18 protein-coding genes are annotated in these 22,705 nt (G+C 42.4%); 15 read left to right on the forward strand and 3 right to left on the reverse strand.

Going from position 1 to position 22,705, the window contains the following annotated elements; genetic code table 11:
- The first annotated feature begins 142 nt into the window (after positions 1-142).
- The 15 genes from RIB15_RS02165 (at position 143) to RIB15_RS02235 (ending at position 19,747) form a co-directional block, all read left to right on the forward strand.
- Positions 143-1,012, forward strand: a complete 870-nt coding sequence (locus RIB15_RS02165) for a hypothetical protein (protein WP_350200501.1) — start codon at positions 143-145, stop codon at positions 1,010-1,012.
- A 938-nt stretch (positions 1,013-1,950) separates the two neighbouring features.
- Complete coding sequence (locus RIB15_RS02170; protein ID WP_350200502.1) at positions 1,951-2,598, forward strand: cytochrome c3 family protein; 648 nt, start codon at positions 1,951-1,953, stop codon at positions 2,596-2,598.
- Positions 2,598-5,678 (forward strand): TAT-variant-translocated molybdopterin oxidoreductase, encoded by a 3,081-nt coding sequence (locus tag RIB15_RS02175; protein ID WP_350200503.1) that lies wholly within the window; start codon positions 2,598-2,600, stop codon positions 5,676-5,678. The genes RIB15_RS02170 and RIB15_RS02175 overlap by 1 nt, the downstream gene beginning before the upstream one ends.
- 27 nt (positions 5,679-5,705) lie before the next feature.
- Positions 5,706-7,133 carry an NrfD/PsrC family molybdoenzyme membrane anchor subunit gene (nrfD, locus tag RIB15_RS02180; protein WP_350200504.1) on the forward strand — a complete coding sequence of 476 codons (1,428 nt, stop codon included), beginning with the start codon at positions 5,706-5,708 and terminating at the stop codon, positions 7,131-7,133.
- A gap of 4 nt (positions 7,134-7,137) precedes the next feature.
- Positions 7,138-7,683 (forward strand): DUF3341 domain-containing protein, encoded by a 546-nt coding sequence (locus tag RIB15_RS02185; protein WP_350200505.1) that lies wholly within the window; start codon positions 7,138-7,140, stop codon positions 7,681-7,683.
- Positions 7,676-8,716, forward strand: coding sequence for a c-type cytochrome (locus RIB15_RS02190; RefSeq protein ID WP_350200506.1), 1,041 nt, complete (start codon positions 7,676-7,678; stop codon positions 8,714-8,716). The genes RIB15_RS02185 and RIB15_RS02190 overlap by 8 nt, the downstream gene beginning before the upstream one ends.
- Before the next feature lie 25 nt (positions 8,717-8,741).
- Positions 8,742-9,938, forward strand: a complete 1,197-nt coding sequence (locus RIB15_RS02195) for a hypothetical protein (RefSeq protein ID WP_350200507.1) — start codon at positions 8,742-8,744, stop codon at positions 9,936-9,938.
- A 12-nt stretch (positions 9,939-9,950) separates the two neighbouring features.
- Entirely contained in the window at positions 9,951-10,481 is a 531-nt protein-coding gene (locus RIB15_RS02200) for a transposase (RefSeq protein ID WP_350200508.1), read from the forward strand.
- A 14-nt stretch (positions 10,482-10,495) separates the two neighbouring features.
- Positions 10,496-11,326 (forward strand): SCO family protein, encoded by an 831-nt coding sequence (locus RIB15_RS02205; protein WP_350200509.1) that lies wholly within the window; start codon positions 10,496-10,498, stop codon positions 11,324-11,326.
- Positions 11,326-12,270: a cytochrome c oxidase subunit II gene (gene coxB / locus RIB15_RS02210; RefSeq protein ID WP_350200510.1), complete on the forward strand. Its 945-nt coding sequence runs from the start codon at positions 11,326-11,328 to the stop codon at positions 12,268-12,270. The genes RIB15_RS02205 and coxB overlap by 1 nt, the downstream gene beginning before the upstream one ends.
- Position 12,271: 1 nt before the next feature.
- The gene (ctaD, locus tag RIB15_RS02215) at positions 12,272-14,023 is read left to right on the forward strand and encodes a cytochrome c oxidase subunit I (RefSeq protein WP_350200511.1); all 1,752 of its coding nucleotides are present in this window, start codon (positions 12,272-12,274) and stop codon (positions 14,021-14,023) included.
- 35 nt (positions 14,024-14,058) lie between these two features.
- On the forward strand, positions 14,059-14,709 hold the full coding sequence (locus RIB15_RS02220) for a cytochrome c oxidase subunit 3 family protein (protein ID WP_350200512.1): 651 nt from the start codon (positions 14,059-14,061) through the stop codon (positions 14,707-14,709).
- A 46-nt stretch (positions 14,710-14,755) separates the two neighbouring features.
- On the forward strand, positions 14,756-15,073 hold the full coding sequence (locus RIB15_RS02225) for a cytochrome C oxidase subunit IV family protein (protein ID WP_350200513.1): 318 nt from the start codon (positions 14,756-14,758) through the stop codon (positions 15,071-15,073).
- Positions 15,074-15,397: 324 nt separating this feature from the next.
- Positions 15,398-16,273: an MBL fold metallo-hydrolase gene (locus tag RIB15_RS02230; RefSeq protein ID WP_350200514.1), complete on the forward strand. Its 876-nt coding sequence runs from the start codon at positions 15,398-15,400 to the stop codon at positions 16,271-16,273.
- Between the two features lie 60 nt (positions 16,274-16,333).
- Positions 16,334-19,747, forward strand: coding sequence for a DUF4175 family protein (locus tag RIB15_RS02235; RefSeq protein WP_350200515.1), 3,414 nt, complete (start codon positions 16,334-16,336; stop codon positions 19,745-19,747).
- Positions 19,748-19,961: 214 nt separating this feature from the next.
- Here RIB15_RS02235 and RIB15_RS02240 read toward each other — a convergent pair whose 3' ends face one another.
- From RIB15_RS02240 to RIB15_RS02250, 3 genes are read right to left on the reverse strand one after another with little or no spacing between them, the layout of a single operon-like run.
- On the reverse strand, positions 19,962-20,720 hold the full coding sequence (locus RIB15_RS02240; RefSeq protein ID WP_350200516.1) for an HAD family hydrolase: 759 nt from the start codon (positions 20,718-20,720) through the stop codon (positions 19,962-19,964).
- Positions 20,721-20,774: 54 nt separating this feature from the next.
- On the reverse strand, positions 20,775-21,278 hold the full coding sequence (locus tag RIB15_RS02245; RefSeq protein ID WP_350200517.1) for a cupin domain-containing protein: 504 nt from the start codon (positions 21,276-21,278) through the stop codon (positions 20,775-20,777).
- 14 nt (positions 21,279-21,292) lie between these two features.
- A complete protein-coding gene (locus RIB15_RS02250) occupies positions 21,293-22,318 on the reverse strand; it encodes a vWA domain-containing protein (protein ID WP_350200518.1) in 1,026 nt (341 codons plus the stop codon).
- Between the last annotated feature and the right edge of the window lie 387 nt (positions 22,319-22,705).

A 22,705-nucleotide genomic window follows, 5' to 3' on the forward strand; every position in this document is an offset into this window, starting at 1 on the left:
GAGGCTCCATTCACAAATCGGTCAATCGGTTCATCATCCATCGCATTTTCATCTAAAGTTGGTTTTCGTTGTTTTCAATATATCCAGTGATTAATATGTGAAAAGCGTCTTCTTTTCTTACTTAAATATATGGGGTGACGAAATGTCTAAAAAATCCACTCTTATTATACTTTTCGTGATTTTTTTTACGATCTCTTGTGGTTCCTGGAAACATAGAAACCAAATTCTTAGTCCCGTTTGGAGTGATGATAACTCGGATATCGCCTATATTTTAAATAGCTACGAGTTTAAAGAACATTGGCCAACAGGGGGAGATTCTCGCAATCGGTCTTTCAGCATTTACATGATGGATAGCGGACTTCAAAGTAAATCGTTACTTGTATCTGACATACAGGGGCAAGCCGGCACACTCTTTTATATGAAATCTCAAAAGTATGTTATCGCTGGGATAAGAAACGCTGATTTTCATATGATTGACAGTGAAACAGGTGAGTTAATACAAACTTTTAAGCCAACTGAAACAGTGTTATGTGCTGACAAAATAGGTGATTTCCAATCATTCTTTGTACTGCCCTCTCTCCATGGTGATAAATTAGCCGTCGTTGAAACCACCCCAAGTTGTGAAATCAACATTAACTTTCTAATACAAAATGACAATAATTGGACAGATGGCAGCAATTATAAAATTCAAGGTAACGATTTTGATGATTTGACCTGGGTGAGTAACGACTCACTGCTTATTAGTAACTGCCTCGAAACATGTAGTGAAGAGTATTATCTGATAAGTATAGATTCCGGTGTTGAAAAAGTTGCCTCGGTAAACGATTTCTATGAACCCTGTACGTTTATTAATACCAGCAGCAGTTTTGTTTCAAAAGATGGAACCGAGCTCTATTTAGATCCTGAAGAAAGGAATAAGATTTCTAAACGTTCGATTTTTGAGAATCCAGATTTATTTCTCTATGGTGAATTAAGTGAAGAGTATTATCAGCCGGGGTGTAATAGGTTTTAATCTTTCCACAGCTATTCCATTATCCCTAAGTTAAATGCCTTTCAGCAAAAATTAGAGGCATACCGCGCGATACACCTCATACACTGATCTGACTGATAGTCTGCCACTAAAGCTCTAAAAAAACGAAAAGGAATGGAACACAGATGACCCAGATTGCACGGATAGTCTTGATCCTTATTCTATCTCGCTCTGAACGTTCTGATTCGGGACGATGAACAATTTCTTAGCTGCTTACTTGGACCGGGTGGTCCAGAGAGGCATTCCCAACTTGGGAGTTGGGAACGAGATCAAACGAGCATCAGCCATGAAAAGGGGATACTTCGCTTCGCTCAGTATGACATGGGTGGGGATATTACCCAAAGCCGCCACCGGCGGCTTATTCGTTGTTATTAATAACAATGTCATCCTGAACGAAATGCAGCGTAGCGGAATGAAGTGAAGGATCTCCCTTTCATGGCAACTTGCTAAATATTAATAGCTGGTTACATAGCTCCGGCTGCGTAACCCCCTCCCGGAAGCACCAGCTTCAAATCCCTAATCCCCAGCACATGTTTCTAACAAATCAACATCAACATACAGTTCTTCAAGTTTTCTCCCTCGCACCAATTTGTTCTAAAACTCTTCATGATTCAGGTAGCGTAAATTTTCCAGACAAATTTTTTCCCTTCTATATGTTTGCGAGACAAAGTTAAAAGATGCCTTACCAAAAGGTGAGTTTTTTCCATTCCTTTTTCGGCATTTTTGCCAAATGTATACTATCTTTTCGGCCTCACATCATTAGGGTGTGACCAGAGTTTGGGTTAAACTATTTAGAACAGTTTTAAATAAAAGACTTTCCGTCCTTTTTCTTCAATTTAGATTGAAAAAATTGATAGATTTGCCCGGCTTCAGAACGGGAGCAATCCTGCTCTATACGTAAACTTAAATCAGCAATCTTTATGGCGCAGATTTTCCCCAAGTGGACAAATCAGGTTCCCCGAAAAATTTTAATTGGATTAATCGTGGTACTGAACGCAATTATTTTTGGTGTTTGGTACTTCTTCTCTCCAGAATATACTGACGTTGGCTACGCTCCGGAACAACCCGTTCCTTATAGTCACAAAATACACGTAGACCAACTTGGTCTCGATTGTCAGTATTGCCACACCAGCGTTTTCGACTCCAAGCAGGCAAATATCCCTGCCACACAAACCTGTATGAATTGTCACAACCAGGTACAAGTACAAAATCCAGAAAACCTTGAGCTTGTAAAGGAAAGCTGGGAGACCGGAAAAGCAATTGAATGGGTTCGTGTGCACAACCTGCCTGACTATGCTTATTTCAATCACTCTGCACACACCAATGTGGGTGTTGGTTGTGAAAGTTGCCACGGCAGAATTGATAAAATGGAAGTGGTGTATCAGTCTGAGCCGCTCAGCATGGGCTGGTGTTTGGATTGTCACCGCGAACCAGAGAAGTATATCCGTCCGGTTGATGAAGTTACAACTATGGGTTACCAGGTTGAAAACCAGTTAGAAATAGGCCGTGAACTGGTAGATAAAAAGAATATTCATGCTCCAACTTATTGCCAGGGTTGCCATTACTAATGAATGATTTAGAATCTACAGATCGACAGATGAGTGAAGAAGTGAAAGAAACTACGTATTGGAAGAGTTTAAACGAACTAGCCAATAATAAGGAATACCAGAAATTTGCTGAACGCGAGTTTCCTGAAAACGCCACCGAACTTTCGGATGGTGTTTCACGTCGTGGATTTTTACGTGTGATGGGAGCTTCTGTAGCTCTGGCCGGACTCGCCGCTTGCCGCCGACCGGTTCAAAAAATTCTTCCTTATTCCAAGCAGCCTGAGGATGTCGTTCCCGGCGTACCTTTATATTATGCAACAGCAATGCCGGTTCAGGGTAACCTGGTTGGTTTGATTGCTGAGAACCATGAAGGCCGCCCTACCAAGCTGGAAGGTAATGACATGCACCCGGCCAGCCGTGGCGGAACCAGCATTTATAATCAGGCAGCCATTCTTGGGCTTTACGATCCTGATCGGTCCAAGTCACCTTTATATAATGGTAATAAATCTACCGCTGCTGACTTTGAAGCATTTGCCAACTCTCATTTCGCAAATACTGGTCAGCGCATTGCCTTTATTTCTGAAGCAAACTCCTCTCCTACTTATAATAACATCAAGGAGCAGGCGCTTTCGAAATTTAACAATGCAACCTGGGTTACCTACGAGCCTTTCGGTGAAGACAATATATTAGAAGGTAACCGGATTGCATTTGGCGGCCGGTTAAGAACCCACTACAATTTTGAAAATGCAGATGTCATCGTTTCTCTGAATGATGACTTCATGAGTTCGACACATCCAAATAATGTTGAATACGCTAAGCAAGTATCCGGCCGACGAAAAGTAACCGGCACTGATGGCGAGATGAACCGAATTTACTCAGTAGAGGATTCATTCTCGCTCACCGGTTCTTATGCGGATCACAGACTGAAGATCAAAGCCAGCCAAATGGAGGCATTTACCTACGCCCTGGCTGCTGCACTTTCAACCCGTATTAATGGACTGAGTGCGTTCAATGGTTATACAAATGAATTTTCTGATCACAAGTGGATCACTGTTCTTGCTGACGAACTGGCTGCTAATGCCGGACGTTCTGCGCTTTCTTTGGGAAGCCAGCATAAGCCTGAAACACATGCCGCTGTTGCAGCTATCAACCAAGCTTTAGGTAATGCGGGCAACACCGTTCATTATTTAGAAGTACCGCATCTTGACGAGCAAAGCAGCAACCGGGCTTTTGCCAATGTTGTTTCTGAAATGAAAGCGGGTAACATCGACACCGTTGTAATGGTTGGTGTGAACCCGGTATTTACCGCACCAGCTGATCTTGACTTTGAAAATGCCCTCTCTAATGTTGAAACTGTAGTCAGCCTATCTGACTATGTGGATGAGACTTCCAAAAAAGTAAATTGGCACGTTAATCGTGCACACTTCCTGGAAGCATGGGGAGACGGATACTCTTTTGGCGGAGCACGTTCTGTGATTCAGCCACAAATCCGACCACTACATGAAGGTCTGAGTGAAATTGAGTTTTTAAATACTATCGTATCCGGTTCTATGACTTCCGGCTATGATCTGGTACGAAATACCTTCCGCGGATATTACCGATCCGGTTTTGATAATCGATGGACTAATATCCTGCATGATGGAATTGACACAACCGGCAACTTCAATGAAGTCAATGTTCGGTTAAGCTCAGGTTTTGCCTCTGCAATGAACCGTGCTACCTCGAATGTAACTTCAACTTCGGGAATGGAAGTCGTTATTCGTCCCGATGCTACATTATATGACGGCCGTTATGCAAACCTTGGCTGGCTTCAGGAACTGCCTGACCCAATGACGAAAGTTACCTGGGATAACGTAGCTCTTATGAGTCCTGCTACAGCAAAAAGCTTAGGGATTGAAGAAGCCAGTGCCGGACAAGATGATTATGATGTTGTAGAAATTACTGTAAATGGCAAAACGATCAATATTGTAGCCTGGATTCAGCCGGGACATGTTGACGACGCCATTACCCTAACCACTGGTTATGGGCGAAAAGGAATTGGCCGTGTTGCCAGTTCTTACATCGATTATACCGCTGGCGGCGTGGATGTGTATCCACTCAGAGGTACAAGCAATATGCTGTATGCTTCCGCCAACGTTTCCAAGACCGGTGATACCTACGAAATTGCCTGTGTTCAGGATCATCACAGCCTTGAAGGACGAGATATGTATCGTCAGGCTTCGATTTCTGAATACAAAGAAAACCCAGACTTTGCTTCCTTTGCTTCGGTTCATACCTATGAAGTTCCCGGAATGAAAGAAGCCGAAGAAATGGGCGAAGATCAGCCTATCTCTCTCTTTGACGAGCAAACCTATCCCGATTACGAACCACAATGGGGAATGGCTATCGACCTGAACTCCTGCTTTGGTTGCGGAGTTTGTGTGATTGCTTGTCAGTCTGAAAACAATATCCCCGTTATAGGGAAAAAAGAGGTGAAACGCGGCCGTGAGATGCACTGGATCCGTAATGACCGCTATTATGTAGGTGATGATGCTGATTCACCACAAGCGGTTCATCAACCAGTTCCTTGTATGCACTGTGAACTCGCACCTTGCGAGCAGGTTTGTCCTGTTGCGGCAACAACCCACAGTGACGACGGTATGAACCAAATGACATATAACCGCTGTATCGGTACTCGTTACTGCGCAAATAATTGTCCTTACAAAGTTCGCCGTTTCAACTTCTTCAACTATCCAAAAGAATATATAACCTCGGGCGACGATCCTGATATCATCCAAATGGCGATGAATCCGGAAGTAACCGTTCGTTTCCGTGGTGTCATGGAAAAATGTACGTATTGCGCTCAGCGCGTAAATCGTGCAAAAATTGAAGCCAAGAACAAAACCGGTTCACCTAAACCAGCAGATGGCGCTGTTAAAACTGCTTGTCAGCAAGCATGTCCTGCCGATGCCATTTACTTTGGTGATTTAACCGACGATAACAGCGAAGTTGCGAAAATGAAGCGCAATGAGCGAAACTTCCAGATGCTTGAGGAGCTTAACACGCGTCCGAGAACATCTTATATGGCTAAACTTACGAATCCAAACCCGGCTTTGGCTTAAGATATTAATCAGGAATACATCCAAAACATGAGTAAATACCAATACGTACCGGAACCCGCTCTTGTAAAAGGCGATCATGACTTTTCGAGCCTTACGAGACTGATTACCGATATAAATTTACGCCCTACTCCAAAAGCATGGTACTTGTGCATGATCGTTGCCAATGCCCTGCTCTTTGTTATGGTTGCCGCCATTGGCTACCTGATCTGGGAAGGAACTGGAATTTGGGGGCTTAATAATCCCGTTGGATGGGGTTGGGCCATCATTAACTTTGTATGGTGGGTTGGTATTGGTCATGCCGGAACCCTGATTTCTGCGATTTTATTTCTCTTCCGACAAGATTGGCGTACAGCCATTAACCGTTTTGCGGAAGCGATGACCATTTTTGCCGTAATGTGTGCCGGGGTATTTCCTGCTATCCACGTTGGTCGTATCTGGGTGATTTACTGGGTATTCCCAGTTCCAAACTCAATGGCGATGTGGCCAAACTTCAACTCTCCCCTTCTTTGGGATGTGTTTGCTGTTTCTACCTATTTCACCGTTTCCCTGTTGTTCTGGTATGTGGGACTTGTTCCTGACCTTGCAACTATCCGTGACCGGGCTACCGATAAAATCAGAAAAGTGGCTTACGGTATTTTCTCTCTGGGATGGACCGGTTCAAACCGCCACTGGTGGAATTACGAGAAAGCTTATATGATTCTGGCCGGACTAGCTACTCCTCTGGTACTTTCGGTTCACACCATTGTATCCTTTGACTTTGCCGTTTCTATGATTCCGGGATGGCACACCACTATTTTCCCTCCTTATTTCGTTGCCGGTGCTATTTTCTCCGGTTTTGCCATGGTGCTTACCCTGATGATTGTTGCCCGCAAGATCTACGGAATGAAGGACATTATGACCGATGATCACATGGAGAAAATGAATATTGTGATTCTGGTTACCGGTTCCATGGTAGGCTTTGCTTACATGATGGAATTCTTTATCGCCTGGTACAGTGGCGTTGAATATGAAAAAGCGATTTTTATTCTGAGAGCAACCGGGCCTTATGCATGGGCATACTGGGCTATGATGACTTGTAACGTGTTGTCTCCTCAGTTCTTCTGGTCAAAAAAATTACGCCGCAGCGTTGGCTTCACCTTCTTCATCTCCATTGTGGTGAACATCGGTATGTGGTTCGAACGATTTGTAATTACGGTAACTTCACTGGCAAACGATTACCTGCCATCAAGCTGGGATTATTATTCCCCAACTATCTGGGACGTATTAACTTATGTTGGAACATTTGGTCTGTTTTTCACCATGTTCCTGCTGTTCCTGCGCTTCCTTCCAATGGTTGCCCTTGCAGAAATTAAAGCTGTAATTCCTTTGGCTGATCCTCACAACTATGACGAAGAAACCAAAGAATTTGAAGCTCCAAAAGTAGAAGTACCGAAACCTCAAGCTGAGAAGGTTTAAGATTATGAGTACAACAGAAAAGAATGATTTATACGGCATTATAGCCGAGTTCAAAAATCCAAAAGAACTGATTGATGTTGCCAAAACAATGTCAAAGTCAGGATTCAGCAAGTTCGATACCTTTAGTCCTTTCCCGATTCACGGAATGGATAAAGCTATGAAGCTGAAAAAATCCAAGCTTGGTTGGATTGTACTGGGTCATGCTTTTATTGGTTTTTTCGGCGCACTGGCAATGATGTACTTCATGGCGGTTATGGATTATCCAATGAATATCAGCGGAAAACCATTTTTTAACGCTCCGGCCTGGGTGCCAATCACTTTTGAATTAACGGTACTTTTATCCTCTTTTGGAGCTGTTTTTGGGATGTTTTTCTTAAACGGACTCCCAAGACTTAACAACCCTCTTTTCAACGTTGAGCGATTTAAGAAAGCTACTGATGATGGTTTCTTTGCCTGTATTGAAGCTGAAGACGATATGTTTGAAGCTGGTAAAGTGAAGAAATTGTTTGAAGAAGCCGGTGCTACTCACATTGAGGAAGTTTATGAATAAGACGAATACTCAAATATCATTTCCAGGAATGAACATTAAAGGAATGTTTAAGATTGCGGGCATTTTTGCGCTCGGAATCACTCTTTCGGCCTGCCAGGGACAGCTTTCTGAAAAGCCTCCTATTCACCCAAATATGAATATGGACCAGCAGCCAAGAAAAGAAGCACAAGAGGAAAATAACTTTTTCGCCGATGGACGCTCTATGCGTCAGCCGGTAGAAGGAACCGTTGCAAGAGGTTTAGCTAAAACCGATCGTGCCTATTATGAGGGTGTCGATGAAAACGGAGAGTTTATTGATTATATCCCCGTTGATCTGACCAAATCATTCCTTTACCGCGGGAAGGAACGCTACGAAATTTATTGCACACCTTGTCACGGACAAACCGGTGCCGGAGATGGCATAATCATGGAAGGAAATTACGGATACGTTCCTGCTCCTTCTTATCATGATCAAAGGGTAAGAGATTTATCGGATGGGGAATTGTATTCAGCTATTTACAACGGTGTACGAACCATGCCCTCTTATTCTACTCAGGTTCCTGTTGAAGACCGATGGGCGATTGTTGCTTACATCCGTGCCCTGCAAGAAAGCCAGAATGTTACTGAACAGGAAATTCAGGAATATCCGGTTGACCTGTCTGCCCTTCAGGAAGAATTCACCAAAGAAAAAGCACGACAAGATTCTATTACAGCTACACGGGCTCCTAAAGATGCGCCTCAACCAACCGTCGACCTTGGTAAAGAAGTAATTACAGCTAACGGCTGTGCGGCCTGTCATAATGAAGATGGTGCACCCGGTGGTATTGGACCAACATGGGCCGGACTGTTTGGTAGCGAAGGTGAGGTAATAACTGCCGACGGTGAAACAATCACTGTTACTAAAGATGAAGATTATATCCGTGAATCAATTGTTGCCCCTGAAGCGAAGAAACCTGTGGATTATGCACAGGGAGTGATGGCTTCTTACAGCTACCTTGCTGATCATGAAATTGAAGCCATTGTGCTTTACATCAAAAATTTATCTGAAAACTAAGAACTTTGCTTAATACACTTACACAATGAGTCATAAGCCTACAATAACAGATTCTTTACAATTCCCAGCCGACAGCAAAGTTCCTCGTGCCCTTTTCGGTGTTGGTGCCGTTGGCCTGATTGCCAGCCTTATTGGTTACTTTTTAGATGCTGACCAGTTTTTCTTTTCATACCTGGTTAGTTTTGTCTTTTTTACCGGAATTGCTCTTGCAGCTCTTTTGATGGTAATGTTGCATCATATCACTCGCTCTTCATGGGGTGTTCTGGTGCGAAGAATTTCTGAATCTTTTACTGCTAACATCTGGATATGGGCGATCTTTGTGATTCCGGTAATACTCGGAATTCATAACCTTTACCATTGGAGCCATGAAGATGCTGTAATGGCCGACAAAATCCTCAAAGGAAAATCAGCTTACCTCAATACCCCCTTCTTCATTGCCCGTCAGTTTATCTACTTCGCAATCTGGGGATATTTAGGTTATAAACTCCACAAGGTTTCTGTAGAGATGGACAAAACTAATGACTGGGGTTTGACCAGCCTGCTTCGAAAAGTGAGCGCCCCTGGTATTCCTTTGTTTGCCCTGTCTATTGCATTCGCAAGTTTCGACTGGTTGATGTCGCTTGACCCTCACTGGTTCTCTACCATGTTTGGCGTGTATTTCTTTTCTATTAGTTTCCAGGCTTTTTGGCCAATCATGATTCTGCTCATTTTCTTTATGCAGAGTAAAGGCATTCTTAAAAACACCATCCGACAGGTGCATATTTATGATTTAGGAGCATGGTTCTTTGCTTTCACTGTATTCTATGCATACATCGCGTTCAGTCAGTTTTTGCTGATTTATTATGCGAATTTACCCGAAGAAACTTTATGGTATTTCCACCGCCTGGAAGGTAGCTGGAAGTACATTGCCTACAGCTTGTTGATTTTCCGTTTTGCACTGCCATTCCTGGTTCTTTTAAATCGTGAAGCCAAGAAGAATCGAACTGTTTTAGGTATTGTATCGGCAATAGTACTCATTATTCATTTTGCAGAAATCTACTGGATTGCAATGCCGGTCTTGTTTAAGCATGGCATTCACTTCAGCTGGATGGATATCACTACTTTCCTTGGACTGGGAGGTATTTTCTTTGGACTGTTCTTCAACAAATTCAAGCAACACGATATGGTTCCGAAGAACGATCCAAAACTGGAAGACTGCCTCTCCAAATCGTATCACCAATAATCGAATTTACCGATGTCAGAAAAGTATAGCTCAGAATTTAAAGCAAAAGTAGCACTCGAAGCTGTTGCACAAGGGCGTTCTGTAATTGAGAAGATCGCTCAAAAGCATAACGTTTCAGAAGATGATGTAATTGAATGGGCAGCTCAGCTTCAGGATGAAGCTTCTCAAATCTTCACGACCGAATCGGCCCATACGGATGAAGGTGACGTTGAAGAAGTTGATATCACGACCGAAGACGAAGAATTTGCCGGTGCTGTTGAGCACGGTGTAATGAGTGATACACTCAATTACAACAAATTGATATTTTGGTCTACCCTTGGGACCGCACTCGTTGTTATTTTTGTTATCGGTTTAGTTTATTTTTCTCAATACAGCCTTTTTGAAACACAAAAACAGGTTTCAAGCCAAAGCACCTTTTCAGAAGTAAAAGAATTAAAAGCTGAACAAGATCAAGAGTTGAACAGCTTTGGAGTTGTTAACCTTGAGGAAGGTATTTACAGAATTCCTATTGACAGTGCTATTAGTAAAATAGCCACAGACTGACAACCATCAACATTATGAGACGTTTTACACTGTTAGCAATTAGCTTGCTTGCAGTGTTTCTGAGTTCACAATCTGCCAATGCGCAGGTAAATCGTGAAACACCGGATGCGCTGCAAGATCTCGGTATCGATGAACATCTGGGAGATTTTATCCCTCTTGATGCCAAGTTTGCTACATCAAAAGGTGACAGTGTTGTTCTGGGTGATTTACTGGAGGAAGGAAAACCTGTTTTATTGAACCCCTTATACTATGAATGCCCTATGTTGTGCGGCCTGGTAATTGATGGGGTAATAAATGTTGTTGATGAGCTGGCCTGGAAACCTGGCAAAGAATTTATTGTGATTTCAATCAGTATCGACCCACAGGAAAATGCTGAACTGGCAGCGAAATCGAAAGAAAATTACCTGTCCGGAATGGATTCCACCACTAAAGCCGGGTGGCATTTCCTGACCGGTAAAAAAGACCAGATTGACAAGGTAATTGAAGCTGTTGGATTTGAATACAAAGAAATTGAAAAAACCGGAGAGTTTGCCCACAGTGCGGCAATCATGCTCCTGAGTCCGAAAGGAAAGATAACCCGTTATTTGTACGGCATCTCCTACGACTCATTCAATGTTCGCAGTGCCTTATATGAATCTGCAGATGGAAAGATTGGTAACACCGTCGACAAACTGGTGATGTACTGTTATCAATACGATCCGGATTCCGGCAGTTATGCGCCGGTAGCAATTAATATTATGAAGCTTGGCGGCTTGGCTACACTGATTATTCTCGGTATATTCCTCGGCGTGCTTTGGCTTCGCGAAAAACGCAAAAAACCAACCTCAAAAACTGAATTTAACTAATGGGCAGTTTATTCGATTTTATGCTCCCGGAGCTTAAATCTCCGATGACGGGAGCAAGTACCGATGCGCTGATGGCATTCATCCACATCGTCAGTTTTATTATTCTTGCCGGTGTCACCATTGCAATGATTTACTTTGCAATCAAGTACAAGCGCAAATCAGAAGACGACAAAACACCTCTTATTACCCACAACAACACCCTGGAAATTACCTGGTCGGTAATTCCCCTTTTACTGGTATTTGTTGTATTTGGATGGGGATACAAAGGCTGGCTGAATCTTAAAACCGTACCTGATAATGCCTACGAAATTCAGGTTTCTGCCTACAAGTGGGGCTGGACATTCAAATATGAAACCGGAGCTCAGGTTGGTAATGAAGTACATGTACCTGCGGGTCGGCCTGTGAAATTGGTAATGCAGTCTCAGGATGTACTCCACTCCTTTTTTGTACCTGATTACCGAATCAAGCACGATGTACTGCCCAACCGTTATACTTATGTCTGGTTTCAGGCTGAAGAACCCGGAGAGTCACAGGTTTTCTGTACTGAATATTGCGGTACCTCCCACTCTGATATGTTGGCTAAAGTTATTGTTCACACCGAAGAAGACTTTCAAGCCTGGCTAGATGAGCAAGGAACAGGTGGTGGCGGAACTCCCGTTGAACGCGGCGAACAGCTTGCTACTTTACAAGGTTGTGTAACTTGTCATTCCGTAGATGGCTCTGACAAAATAGGACCCACCTGGCAGGGACTGTATGGCAGCGAGCGTCAAATGGAAGACGGCTCTACAGTTACTGCCGATGACAACTATATCCGAGAGTCTATTCTTGATCCAAGCGCAAAACTTGTTGAAGGATATCAAAACCAAATGGTTAGCTATGAGGGTCGCCTTAGTGACGACGACATCTCCGACATTATTGAATACATTAAAACGTTAGAAGAATAACATGGCAACAGCTGAAGTAACACCTTCCTCTTCAGGGAACGTACGAACATTAAAAGTAAAGCGGTTTAAGCCGTCAGAAGATCCCAAAAACACTTATCTGACCGATGAAAAAGGTCTTTGGGCATGGATGACGACCGTAGATCATAAGAAAATCGGGCTTATGTATTTAGGCTCCGTTGCTTTCTTCTTTCTGCTTGGCGGCGTGCTTGCACTCTTACTCAGGACCGAACTTCTTACACCGGCTAAAACCTTTATAGAAGCTGACACTTACAATCAGTTTTTTACCCTGCACGGTGCCATTATGGTATTCTTTGTGCTGGTTCCATCAATACCTGCTGCCTTAGGTAACTTTGTGCTTCCCATGCAGCTTGGAGCCAAAGATGTGGCTTTTCCAAGGCTTAACTTAGCCAGTTTTTATATTTATGTGATTGGTGCCATCTTTACTTTCATCGCTCTTGCGAACAACGGACTTGACACAGGCTGGACGTTCTATACTCCTTACAGTACAACCTCATCATCCAGTGTGATTTGGGTAACCCTGGGAGTCTTTATACTTGGATTTTCATCTATTTTAACTGGTACAAACTTTATTTCTACCATCCATAAAATGCGAGCTCCCGGTATTACCTGGGGTAAGCTGCCGCTGAATATCTGGGCGCTGTATGCAACCAGTATCATTCAGGTATTGGCAACTCCGGTATTAGCTATCACACTTTTACTTCTTACGATGGAGCGTTTCCTGGGAATTGGGATCTTTGACCCTGCCCTTGGTGGTGACCCCGTACTGTTCCAGCATTTCTTCTGGTTCTACTCACACCCTGCGGTATATATCATGATTGTACCGGGTTTTGGAATCATTTCAGAAGTAATCACCACCTTTTCCAAGAAACATATTTTTGGATACTGGGCGATTGCGCTTTCATCACTCGCTATTGCCTTCATTGGTTTCCTCGTTTGGGGACACCACATGTTTACCTCAGGTCAGTCTGCCGTAGCAACTACTGTTTTCTCATTCCTTACCTTCCTTGTAGGTATCCCAACCGGTATTAAGATTCTGAACTGGATTGCTACGCTCTACAAGGGGTCAATTGAGATGAAAACCCCTATGATTTATGTGTTCATCTTCTTATTCCTATTTTCAATTGGCGGATTTACTGGAATTATGTTGGGCGCTCTTTCAGCCGACATTCACCTGCATGATACCTACTATGTAGTAGCTCACTTTCACTATGTGATGATGGGTGGAACGCTGATTGCCCTGCTTGCCGGACTCCACTACTGGTGGCCTAAGATGACCGGCAAGATGTACAACGAGTTTCAGGCTAAAATTGGATCTGCACTTATTTTCATCGGCTTCAATATGACCTTCCTCCCGCAGTTTATCATGGGATCACAGGGAATGCCACGACGATATTACAACTACATCGATCAGTTCACCGTATTCCACCAAACTTCAACTATTGGATCTTACATCCTTGGAGTTGGCTTCTTACTTATTGCATATTACCTGTTTGTATCATTATTCAAAGGTGAGAAAGCCGGTTCAAACCCATGGGGAAGCCGTGGACTGGAATGGCAGGCAACTTCACCACCAGACTTCCACAACTTCGATCATACACCAGTTGTAATCAACGGACCGTATGACTACCACAAGCCAATGGAAGAATTTCAGCTTGGACTTGCAGACTCACATAACGGTCATGATCCAAGTCATGAAGCAGTTGCTGCTAAGCAAAAAGTAGAATCCAACTAAAAATTTAAATTCAAACAACACAACTCGGGAAGTAAATGGCGAATCATTCGACTTCACACCCCACACATGTGCAGCATCACTTTGTTGACGCCGATCAGCAATTTGATACCGCAAAAATGGGTATGTGGGTGTTCTTGGTAAACGAAATCCTATTCTTTGGCGGATTATTCTGTGCTTATATCATCTATAGAGCATGGTATCCTGAACTATTCACGGAAGCAGCACTCGAGCTTAATACCTTTTGGGGAGCCGTAAACACAGTGGTTCTGATTGGTAGTAGTTTAACCGTTGCAATGGCGATTCGGTCTGCTCAGAAAGACCAAATGAAAGGTTTAAAACTCAATCTTCTATTTACAATCGGTCTGGCAGTCATCTTTATGGTGATTAAAGCTTTTGAGTATGCTCATAAATTTGAGATGGGAATCTTTCCTGGTGAATACTATACCTATGAAGGTCTTGAACATGCACAAGCGGCCATCTTCTTTAGTATTTATTACATGCTAACCGGAGTTCACGCTCTTCACGTGCTGGTTGGAATTGGACTTATTTACTGGATTTATCTCCGTGCGAAGAAAGGAGAATTCAGCAGTGAATATTATACCCCCGTTGAGATTACCGGCCTTTACTGGCACTTGGTTGACCTCATCTGGATCTTCCTGTTTCCACTCCTATATCTCATTGAATGACAGAGATTGATACTATCACCACCTAAGAACTTAGAATACAGATATTATGAGCGCACATAATCACGAACATCACGTTTCTACAGCAGGCCAGCTTTGGGCCGTTGGTACCGCACTACTATTCCTTACTATATTAACCGTAGTATTTGGGAAATTTGTAGCTATTCCGCCTCCATTTGATGTCATCACTGCGATGAGTATTGCACTTGTGAAGGCATTTTTAGTAGCGGCATTCTTCATGAACCTGTACTGGGATGTCAAATTTAATGCCATGTTGCTTATTATGGCGGTTTGCTTCTTCCTGTTAATGGTTATCATTACCCTGTTAGATACCATGTATAGAAACGATGTGGTTCCCTCATTTTAGATAGCCGGAACCTTCAAAAATTTAAAAGCCCCGTGCCAATCGTGCGGGGCTTTTTTATTTACTGGTCGTTAGTTGTCATACTGAGCGGCACGATAATTAAAAGGCATTTTTTGCGGACGCGAAGAATCTCAAATTATATTAAACATCTTAACCTATACACTTCTGAGATCCTTCGCGCTAAACAGTTGTAGCTTGATTGAATATATTATGTGCTCAGGATGACAAGTAAGGTTTCAATAACCATTTAACCTTGTAAATAAAGGTAGCTCATTCTGAATACTCTTCGCTGATTGTTATATTCAAATTGAACCAATAAAACTGTCCATGAGCTTATCAAAAACTACTTTAGGTCCTTTTGAAATATACACCATCGAAACCGGGGACTTCCGCTTAGATGGTGGCGCTATGTTTGGTGTAGTTCCCAAAACATTATGGTCGCGTGGTTTGCCTGCAGATGATAAAAACCGTATCCCAATGACTATGCGATGCCTGCTCATCAAGTCAAACAATACCGGCAAACTGTACCTGATTGACAATGGAGCAGGCACTAAGTTCAACGATAAAATGGAGAATATTTACCAGCTGGATTACAGTGTTAAGAATCTGGAGAACTCTTTTGCGCATCACGGATTTTCTTTTGAGGATGTAACTGACATTATTTTCACTCACCTTCATTTCGATCATTGTGGAGGAAGCAGTTTTTATAATGATGAAGATGAACTTGAGCTTACCTTCCCAAACGCAACTTATCACGTTGTTAAAAAACACTGGGAAAATGCGAACAGTCCAAATGCCCGCGAGAAAGCCAGTTTTTTACCAGAGAATATCAATCCGCTAAAAGAATCCGGGAAACTAAATTTGGTAAAAGAGAATCATGAATATGAACCCGGCTTGTCTGCGGTAAATGTTGATGGCCATACCATTGGCCAGCAGCTTCCAAAAATTGAAGGTGATAACAAGACTCTCGTTTTCGTGGCAGATCTTTTGCCAACACATGTTCACGTACCTCTTCCGTGGGTGATGGGATATGATATGTACCCAGTGCAAACGCTGAGTGAAAAAGATGCGTTTCTAAAACAAGCAGCTGAAAGCAACTGGAACCTATACCTGGAGCACGATGCCCACCAGGAAATCATCCGTATTGATCATAAAGATGGACGTTTTTCTGTATCTGAAAACCTCACGTTAAATGATCTCTGACTGCAATAAATAGTTTTGCAAGAAGTTTTCATCACATACTTCTCTTTCTTATAGTAGTACATGGCAAATTCTGATAAACATACATCAAGTACACAAGTTCAGGAGCTTCTTCAGCAAGCTTATCAATCTGTTCAGTCCAAACAGAATGTAAGTTTATTATTACGTTCTGCACTTATACTGCTTGCGGGCTTTACTGCTTTCATGATCACCGAGCATGTATTTTATCTTACTGCAACTACCAAGCTGGTGACCGTTGGAATCTTAGTATTTACTGCGGCTTTTGCCTTTTGGAAAGGATTTACATCTTCCGATCAGACTTCCTTTAAAGAATTTTACCGGCAGTTCAGCCGAAAAAGTAACTTCCCGGAACTTAAAGACACTTTAGATCTGGAAAAATCAGCTTCCGGAAATCGGGCTTTGGTGGATGCAGCTATCCTGCAAAACCTATCTAAAATTGAACCACAAAGGCTGGAAAGCACCCTTTCAGCATATATCAAAGACTCTACTGTCTACCAGGGTTATTCCCGATTTCTAACGCTTTCTATTGCCACGTTGATTGTTCTAGGGATTACTGCTTTCAATTTTAATTCTGCAGCTGAACGCTCCCTTACTTTTTGGAAATCTTATTCAAAACCCAATCCTTTTCAGTACACGGTAAATCCCGGAAGTGTTACCGTGGAACAAGGAAGCCCTTTTCAGGTCGAGATTCAATTCACCGGAGATCTCATTCCAAGAGATGTGAGTCTGCGAATAAAGACCTCTGTGGAGGAGGAATTCAGAACACGTGTCATGGAAGCTTCAGGAACTTCTTTCCGGTCCATTCCACAAGATCTGAACAATGATTTGCAGTACTATGTAGAAATGGATGGTTACAACAGTGAGCTCTATTCTGCTGATGTTCAGCTACGCCCTCGATTTAGTCAACTGCAAGCAACCATCATTCCACCTGTTTACACGGATCTTGATTCATCCATCATATCTTACCCTATTTCACAACTTAGAGCTTATGAAGGATCTGCCCTGAAGCTTGCCGGAGAACTTAATAAGACAGCTTCTTTACTTCAGATGCAAACATCTGAAGGGTTTTTGACTTTGAATGTGCAATCAGACAGTACCTTCCGTCATGAAATTCAGGTTAATAAACAGGATACTCTGCGATTCCATATCGAAGACGAAAACGGACTTACCAATCAAAATCCCTTTCAAATTGTTGTAGCCCCTCAAGCTGATGAATATCCATTGGTGGAGCTTGTTGAGCCTGAGGAATCTATTCGCGAAGTAAATCCTACAAATATCGAGCTCCTCTACAGAGCCACTGATGACTTCGGGTTGACATCGGCTTCGCTGAATTATGAACTTCGACGTGCTTATGTGGAACAACCTATCACTGGTTCCATCCCACTAAAAAAACCACAGGAAGGAACCCTGCAACCTTTCGTTTGGAACTTGCAATTATTTGAGTTAAAGCCTCAGGATGAACTCACTTTCTGGATTACCGCAAGTGACAACGACCAGTATAATGGATATAAATCTTCGAATTCTCAAAAGCTAAAGCTGACCGTTCCCTCTCTGGTAGATTACTTTGAAGAAGTGGATAAGAAAGAAGACGATGTCGAATCGGAGCTGGAAGATATTTCAAATTCTTTTGATGAGACACAGCGCCAGTATCAGGAATTCAAAGAGAGGATGAAAGACAACCCTGAAAATACCGGATATGAAGAAAAGCGGGAATTAGAGCAGGTTCAAAAACAACAGGAAGAGGTTCAGAAGAAAATTGATGAGCTAAATCAAAAATTTGAAGAGCTCAAACAAGAGATGAGTAAGGACAATATGTTGTCTGAAGAGACACAAAGAGCTTATGATGAGCTGCAGAAATTGATGAAGGAAATTGATGACCCTGCTTTCCGGGAAGCGATGGAGAAACTCCAGGAGCAACTCGGACAAATGAATCCCGAGCAGCTGCGCCAAGCCATGGAAAATCTGGAGTTTAATGAAGAGTTATACCGTGAGCGACTGGAACGTACCGTTGAACTTTTTAAACAACTGAAACTGAATTCTGATCTCGATAAGCTGGCTAAATCGTTTGAAGATATGGCCAGAAAAGAAGAAGAGCGGGCTCAGAGTGAATCGAATGAAGCTGCACAGAATCAGGAACAGCAGCTTGAGCAATCCCTGAAAGAAAATGAAAAGCTCAAAAACCAGGTTGATTCCCTTTCCAAAAACACATCTTCCAAGAATAAAAAGACGATCAATGAATTTCAGGAGAAGACCAAGCAGGAACTACAACAGCTTAGCGAAGAATTAAAGAAAGAAGTTGAAGAGTCTCAGAGTAAATCGGGAGAACAGGGAGAACAGGGAGAACAGGGAAAGAATCAAAATTCCCGGGAACAAGAAAACAACCAGTCTCAGAATCAGCAGAATAACCGGCAAGAACGGTACGAGCAGCTTGCAAAGAATACCCGAAATATGATGCAGAACATGGGTCAGGAACAAATGAACATCAATATTGCCGGTCTGCAGTATGTTCTATATTCCTTGCTGAATCTTTCTCTGGAGCAGGAGGATTTAACGACCCTGGCCTCAGCTACAGAAAACAGAAGTCAGGCTTATGTGAATTATGCCCGAAATCAAAGGAACGTAGAAGAGATTTTTAAAGCCGTATCCGATTCTCTGTTTAAGCTCTCTGCAGAAATCCCACAGTTTTCAAACCAAATTAATAAGAAGAAGTTGGAAGTTGAACAACGTTTACAGCGCTCTTTGGAGCAAATGTCTGAGCGAAATCAAAGTCAATCTTCTGTTGCATCACGACAGGCATTGGGTGGAATTAATGATATTTCTTTTATGATCGCTAACCTTCTGGAACAGCTTCAGAATTCTCAAAGCAGTGGTGGCGGTGGCGGTGGAATGAGCATGCAGCAAATGATGGAGCAGCTTCAGCAATCAGGCCAAATGCAACAGCAGCTTAATCAACAGCTACAGGATATTATTAATGACATGCAGGGTGAGCGATTGAACCAGAATCAGATGGAGCGCCTGAATCAAATCGCCAAACAACAAAACCGAATCCGAAAACAACTTCAGGAACTCCAACAGCAGGGAGAAATGAACGGAGACCGGATAGGCAGCGAGCTCGAGCGTATGATTGAAGATATGGAAGATACCATTAACGACCTGCGAGGCGGCTCTACAGACCCAAATATGATTCAACGGCAGCAGAATATACTATCAAGGATGCTGCAGGCTGAACAGGCAATGCAAGAACGTGGAGAGGAAGAAAAACGGAAAGGCTCTCTGGCTGAAGAATATGAGCAATCACGACCGCCTGAACTAACTCTGGAAGAGCTGGAAAAACAAATCAGAAACAGGCTGAAAGATCCCAACTTTACTAAGTATTCCCCCGACTATCAGCGACTCATTGAGAATTACTTTGAGCTATTGAAAAGTCTGCAAGAGCGACAAGAAAGTATCAACTAACTTTCTCTTCTCTTAAACCTTGATTTTTGGGATTAAGGGATTGCCCTGATTAATCTATGCGGATCCTGCCAATCCTTAAATCATGAAAATCATGGTTCAAAATTCAACCCTCGTCATTCCTGCAAAGGCAGTAATCTTGTTAAAACATTAGCAGCCTAACTCCTTCATCTTATGATAAGATTTCCAACATACGGCGCAAAATGATCTTTCTTTATTATGAAGCAGAAACCAGGCTTCGGTTATAAACAATGATTTGTTCATAAGCTTCCAGTACACCTTCAGTTGCTTCACCTGTAACATGATCTACGGTGTCTTTTACAAATGATTTTGCGTTCACAGGAGCAAATGACTTTCCAACTATCTTCAATCCTGGCATATCACCGCTACTATCACCAATGTAAGCCACTTCTTCCAGATCAATTTCAAGGAGTTCACAAAGCAGTTTGATTCCCACTCCCTTGTTGGCTTTCTTTAGAATAATATTTACCGAAATATCTGTTGCGTGAACTTCAAACATTGGATAGCGGGCCGGAATGTAGTTCAAAATCTCCTCGTGCATCAACGCAACTTTAGATGGATCCGGATTTACCAAACCCACATCCGTGTATTTAGCAAACTCTGGGTACGTTCCCTTATAATTCTTAACTAAGGTTCCGTTTATCCAATCCTGGATTTCAGCTACAGCTGTTTTAGCTTCTTCATCAAAATGTGGATTCCAGGTAATTTCATTGGTCTTAAAGTCATACATGCCTCCCCCACTTTCAAAAACCATCGGAATATTGACATCCAGCCACTGGGCAACTGCCTCCACATAGGGGAATGGCCGGCCCGAACAAATGGTCAATGCCGGGATTTCCTCTTCCTTTCTGCTACGCTGATTCAGCTTCTTAATCCTGGAGATAGACTCCCAGTCAGGACTTACAAATGGATGAGAAATACAGCCGTCAAGATCGGTAATGAATAGTTTAATCATGAATAAATGTAGGTAAGGTAAGTGTGCCTGAATTGAATATTAAAATTAGAACTGCTAACGACCGAAGTCATCTTCCAGACGAACAATATCTTCTTCATTGGATGGATTTTCTGCATCTACATGCTGCCATATTTCTGCAATGATGCCCCAGTTTTTGAGCCCAACTAACCGGTGGCGTTCGCCTTTTTTTACCGTGATTAAATCACCTGATTTATATTCCTGAACCTCTCCCTGCTTATCTGTCATACTACGCACCACACCAACCGGCCCTTCCAGCACTTGCCATACCTCTGCCCGGCGGTGATGATACTGCCAGGAGAGACGTTTTCCCGGTTCAACCAAAAGAATTTTAGGACTTAGTTTTCCCGAGATATTAACATCGCTTATACCAACTTTATCATCAAAATAAATGTCGATAAACTTTTGGATTTGCTGTTCATCAATCACAAAAAAACCTCCCCAGGGACGATTAAAATCATAATCCTGAATCTCGAAACCCCGGGTTTTTAATATTTTCCCGGTTTCTTTAAATAGCTTTTCTTTCTCAGTTTTGCTCATTCCAAAAATTTATGTTATTCGCTACTTGAACCGGAATAAGATGGAACCAACACATATATAAATAAGAAAAGTAGTGCTAAAGCACCCATCCACTGGTATTGATTTTTATAATCGGCATACTCCTGACTGGCAAACTCCCCCTTCTCCAACTCGTCCATACGAGCCAAAAAAGAATCGATACCGTCGTTTCCACGTTCAATTGAATAATATTCTCCGTTTGCAGAATTAGCTATGCTTCTTAATTTTTGGGGTTGAAGTACCGTAGTGACTACCCTCCCATCACTGTCTCTTTTATAGCCTATAAGCTCATCCGTTCCTTCTTCATACAGGGGAATGGTGGTTCCATCTGTAGTTCCTACTCCCAATGTATAAACCGAAATATCTTCTCCAACCAGGGCGGTCAAAGCTTCCTCATAGGATTGCCCATGATCTTCCCCATCAGAAATAATCAGCAGCACCTTAGCCGCTTCGGTAGCATTTTCTTCCAGGGCATTAAAGGCTTCCAGAGCGGTCTCCATTGCCGACTTAAAATCCGTGGCCGAACTCGGCATTTGTTCGGTATCTGCTATATCAAGAAACAGACGCAAAGCAGAATAGTCGAGCGTCATCGGACTTTGAAGATAGGCTTCACCCGTAAAAACGATTAGTCCAACACGATCGCCCCGAAGTCTTTCGATTAGCCGATTTATTTCAAACTTAGCTTTTTCCAATCTGCTGGGGCGTACATCTTCGGCATTCATGCTGGCAGAAAGGTCAAGTGCAACCAGCATATCAATCCCCTGTCGTTTTACCTCCCGAACTTCTGTACCAATCTTAGGACCAGCAAGGGCTGCAATCAGGAAGAATAAGCCACTTAACATTGCAATGTTTTTAAGCCGGTTACCCAGTGGCCAGAATCCCTGTCGAAGTGAGGAAAATAATTCATTGCCAAAATACTGCTTTTTCCTGTTTCGCAGGCTGCGGGATTTCCACCAGATCAGCGCAATGAATGCAGGTATCAGTATAACCAGCCATAAAAATAAAGGTTGTTCCCAGATCATAGATTCAAACTTTTTAAGACTCTCAAGATAGAGATTTCAAAGCGTTTGTTGCAGTAATAAAATTATAAAATTATTTGAGGTTAATTAGGATTAATGGCCAGCTCTTTTATGGCCAAATAATATTTTTCAAGGTAATTAGTTCATTGTTTTTATCGAATTAAAGTTTTATTCCATCAAAATCTGATCGTAAATAGAAACTTCAATTAATAACCGGAAAGCGTTTATAGAGTTAAAAATTAATGAGTTTAGTGGTAACGAAATTGTTGATTTCAAACCATGAAACAAAATCACGGTTTCTAAGTGAAAATAATAATAGAAACAGCATAAATTTGGCTAAATAAGGCTTCAGGGTAACTACAATGACTTATTTTATAGTTATTGATTTTA

Origin of the sequence: Gracilimonas sp. (genome assembly GCF_040218225.1) — a bacterium.
In the GTDB taxonomy this organism is placed as follows: Bacteria; Bacteroidota; Rhodothermia; order Balneolales; family Balneolaceae; genus Gracilimonas.

Bases quoted from the DNA above. Each gene is read 5' to 3' on its own strand.
- RIB15_RS02170 (WP_350200502.1), top strand. From the start codon at position 1,951: ATGGCGCAGATTTTCCCCAAGTGGACAAATCAGGTTCCCCGAAAAATT.
- RIB15_RS02165 (WP_350200501.1), top strand. From the start codon at position 143: ATGTCTAAAAAATCCACTCTTATTATACTTTTCGTGATTTTTTTTACG.
- RIB15_RS02220 (WP_350200512.1), top strand. From the start codon at position 14,059: ATGGCGAATCATTCGACTTCACACCCCACACATGTGCAGCATCACTTT.
- RIB15_RS02205 (WP_350200509.1), top strand. From the start codon at position 10,496: ATGAGACGTTTTACACTGTTAGCAATTAGCTTGCTTGCAGTGTTTCTG.
- RIB15_RS02245 (WP_350200517.1), bottom strand. From the start codon at position 21,278: ATGAGCAAAACTGAGAAAGAAAAGCTATTTAAAGAAACCGGGAAAATA.
- RIB15_RS02185 (WP_350200505.1), top strand. From the start codon at position 7,138: ATGAGTACAACAGAAAAGAATGATTTATACGGCATTATAGCCGAGTTC.
- ctaD (WP_350200511.1), top strand. From the start codon at position 12,272: ATGGCAACAGCTGAAGTAACACCTTCCTCTTCAGGGAACGTACGAACA.
- RIB15_RS02235 (WP_350200515.1), top strand. From the start codon at position 16,334: ATGGCAAATTCTGATAAACATACATCAAGTACACAAGTTCAGGAGCTT.
- nrfD (WP_350200504.1), top strand. From the start codon at position 5,706: ATGAGTAAATACCAATACGTACCGGAACCCGCTCTTGTAAAAGGCGAT.
- RIB15_RS02240 (WP_350200516.1), bottom strand. From the start codon at position 20,720: ATGATTAAACTATTCATTACCGATCTTGACGGCTGTATTTCTCATCCA.
- RIB15_RS02225 (WP_350200513.1), top strand. From the start codon at position 14,756: ATGAGCGCACATAATCACGAACATCACGTTTCTACAGCAGGCCAGCTT.
- RIB15_RS02175 (WP_350200503.1), top strand. From the start codon at position 2,598: ATGAATGATTTAGAATCTACAGATCGACAGATGAGTGAAGAAGTGAAA.
- RIB15_RS02230 (WP_350200514.1), top strand. From the start codon at position 15,398: ATGAGCTTATCAAAAACTACTTTAGGTCCTTTTGAAATATACACCATC.
- RIB15_RS02195 (WP_350200507.1), top strand. From the start codon at position 8,742: ATGAGTCATAAGCCTACAATAACAGATTCTTTACAATTCCCAGCCGAC.
- RIB15_RS02250 (WP_350200518.1), bottom strand. From the start codon at position 22,318: ATGATCTGGGAACAACCTTTATTTTTATGGCTGGTTATACTGATACCT.
- RIB15_RS02200 (WP_350200508.1), top strand. From the start codon at position 9,951: ATGTCAGAAAAGTATAGCTCAGAATTTAAAGCAAAAGTAGCACTCGAA.
- coxB (WP_350200510.1), top strand. From the start codon at position 11,326: ATGGGCAGTTTATTCGATTTTATGCTCCCGGAGCTTAAATCTCCGATG.
- RIB15_RS02190 (WP_350200506.1), top strand. From the start codon at position 7,676: ATGAATAAGACGAATACTCAAATATCATTTCCAGGAATGAACATTAAA.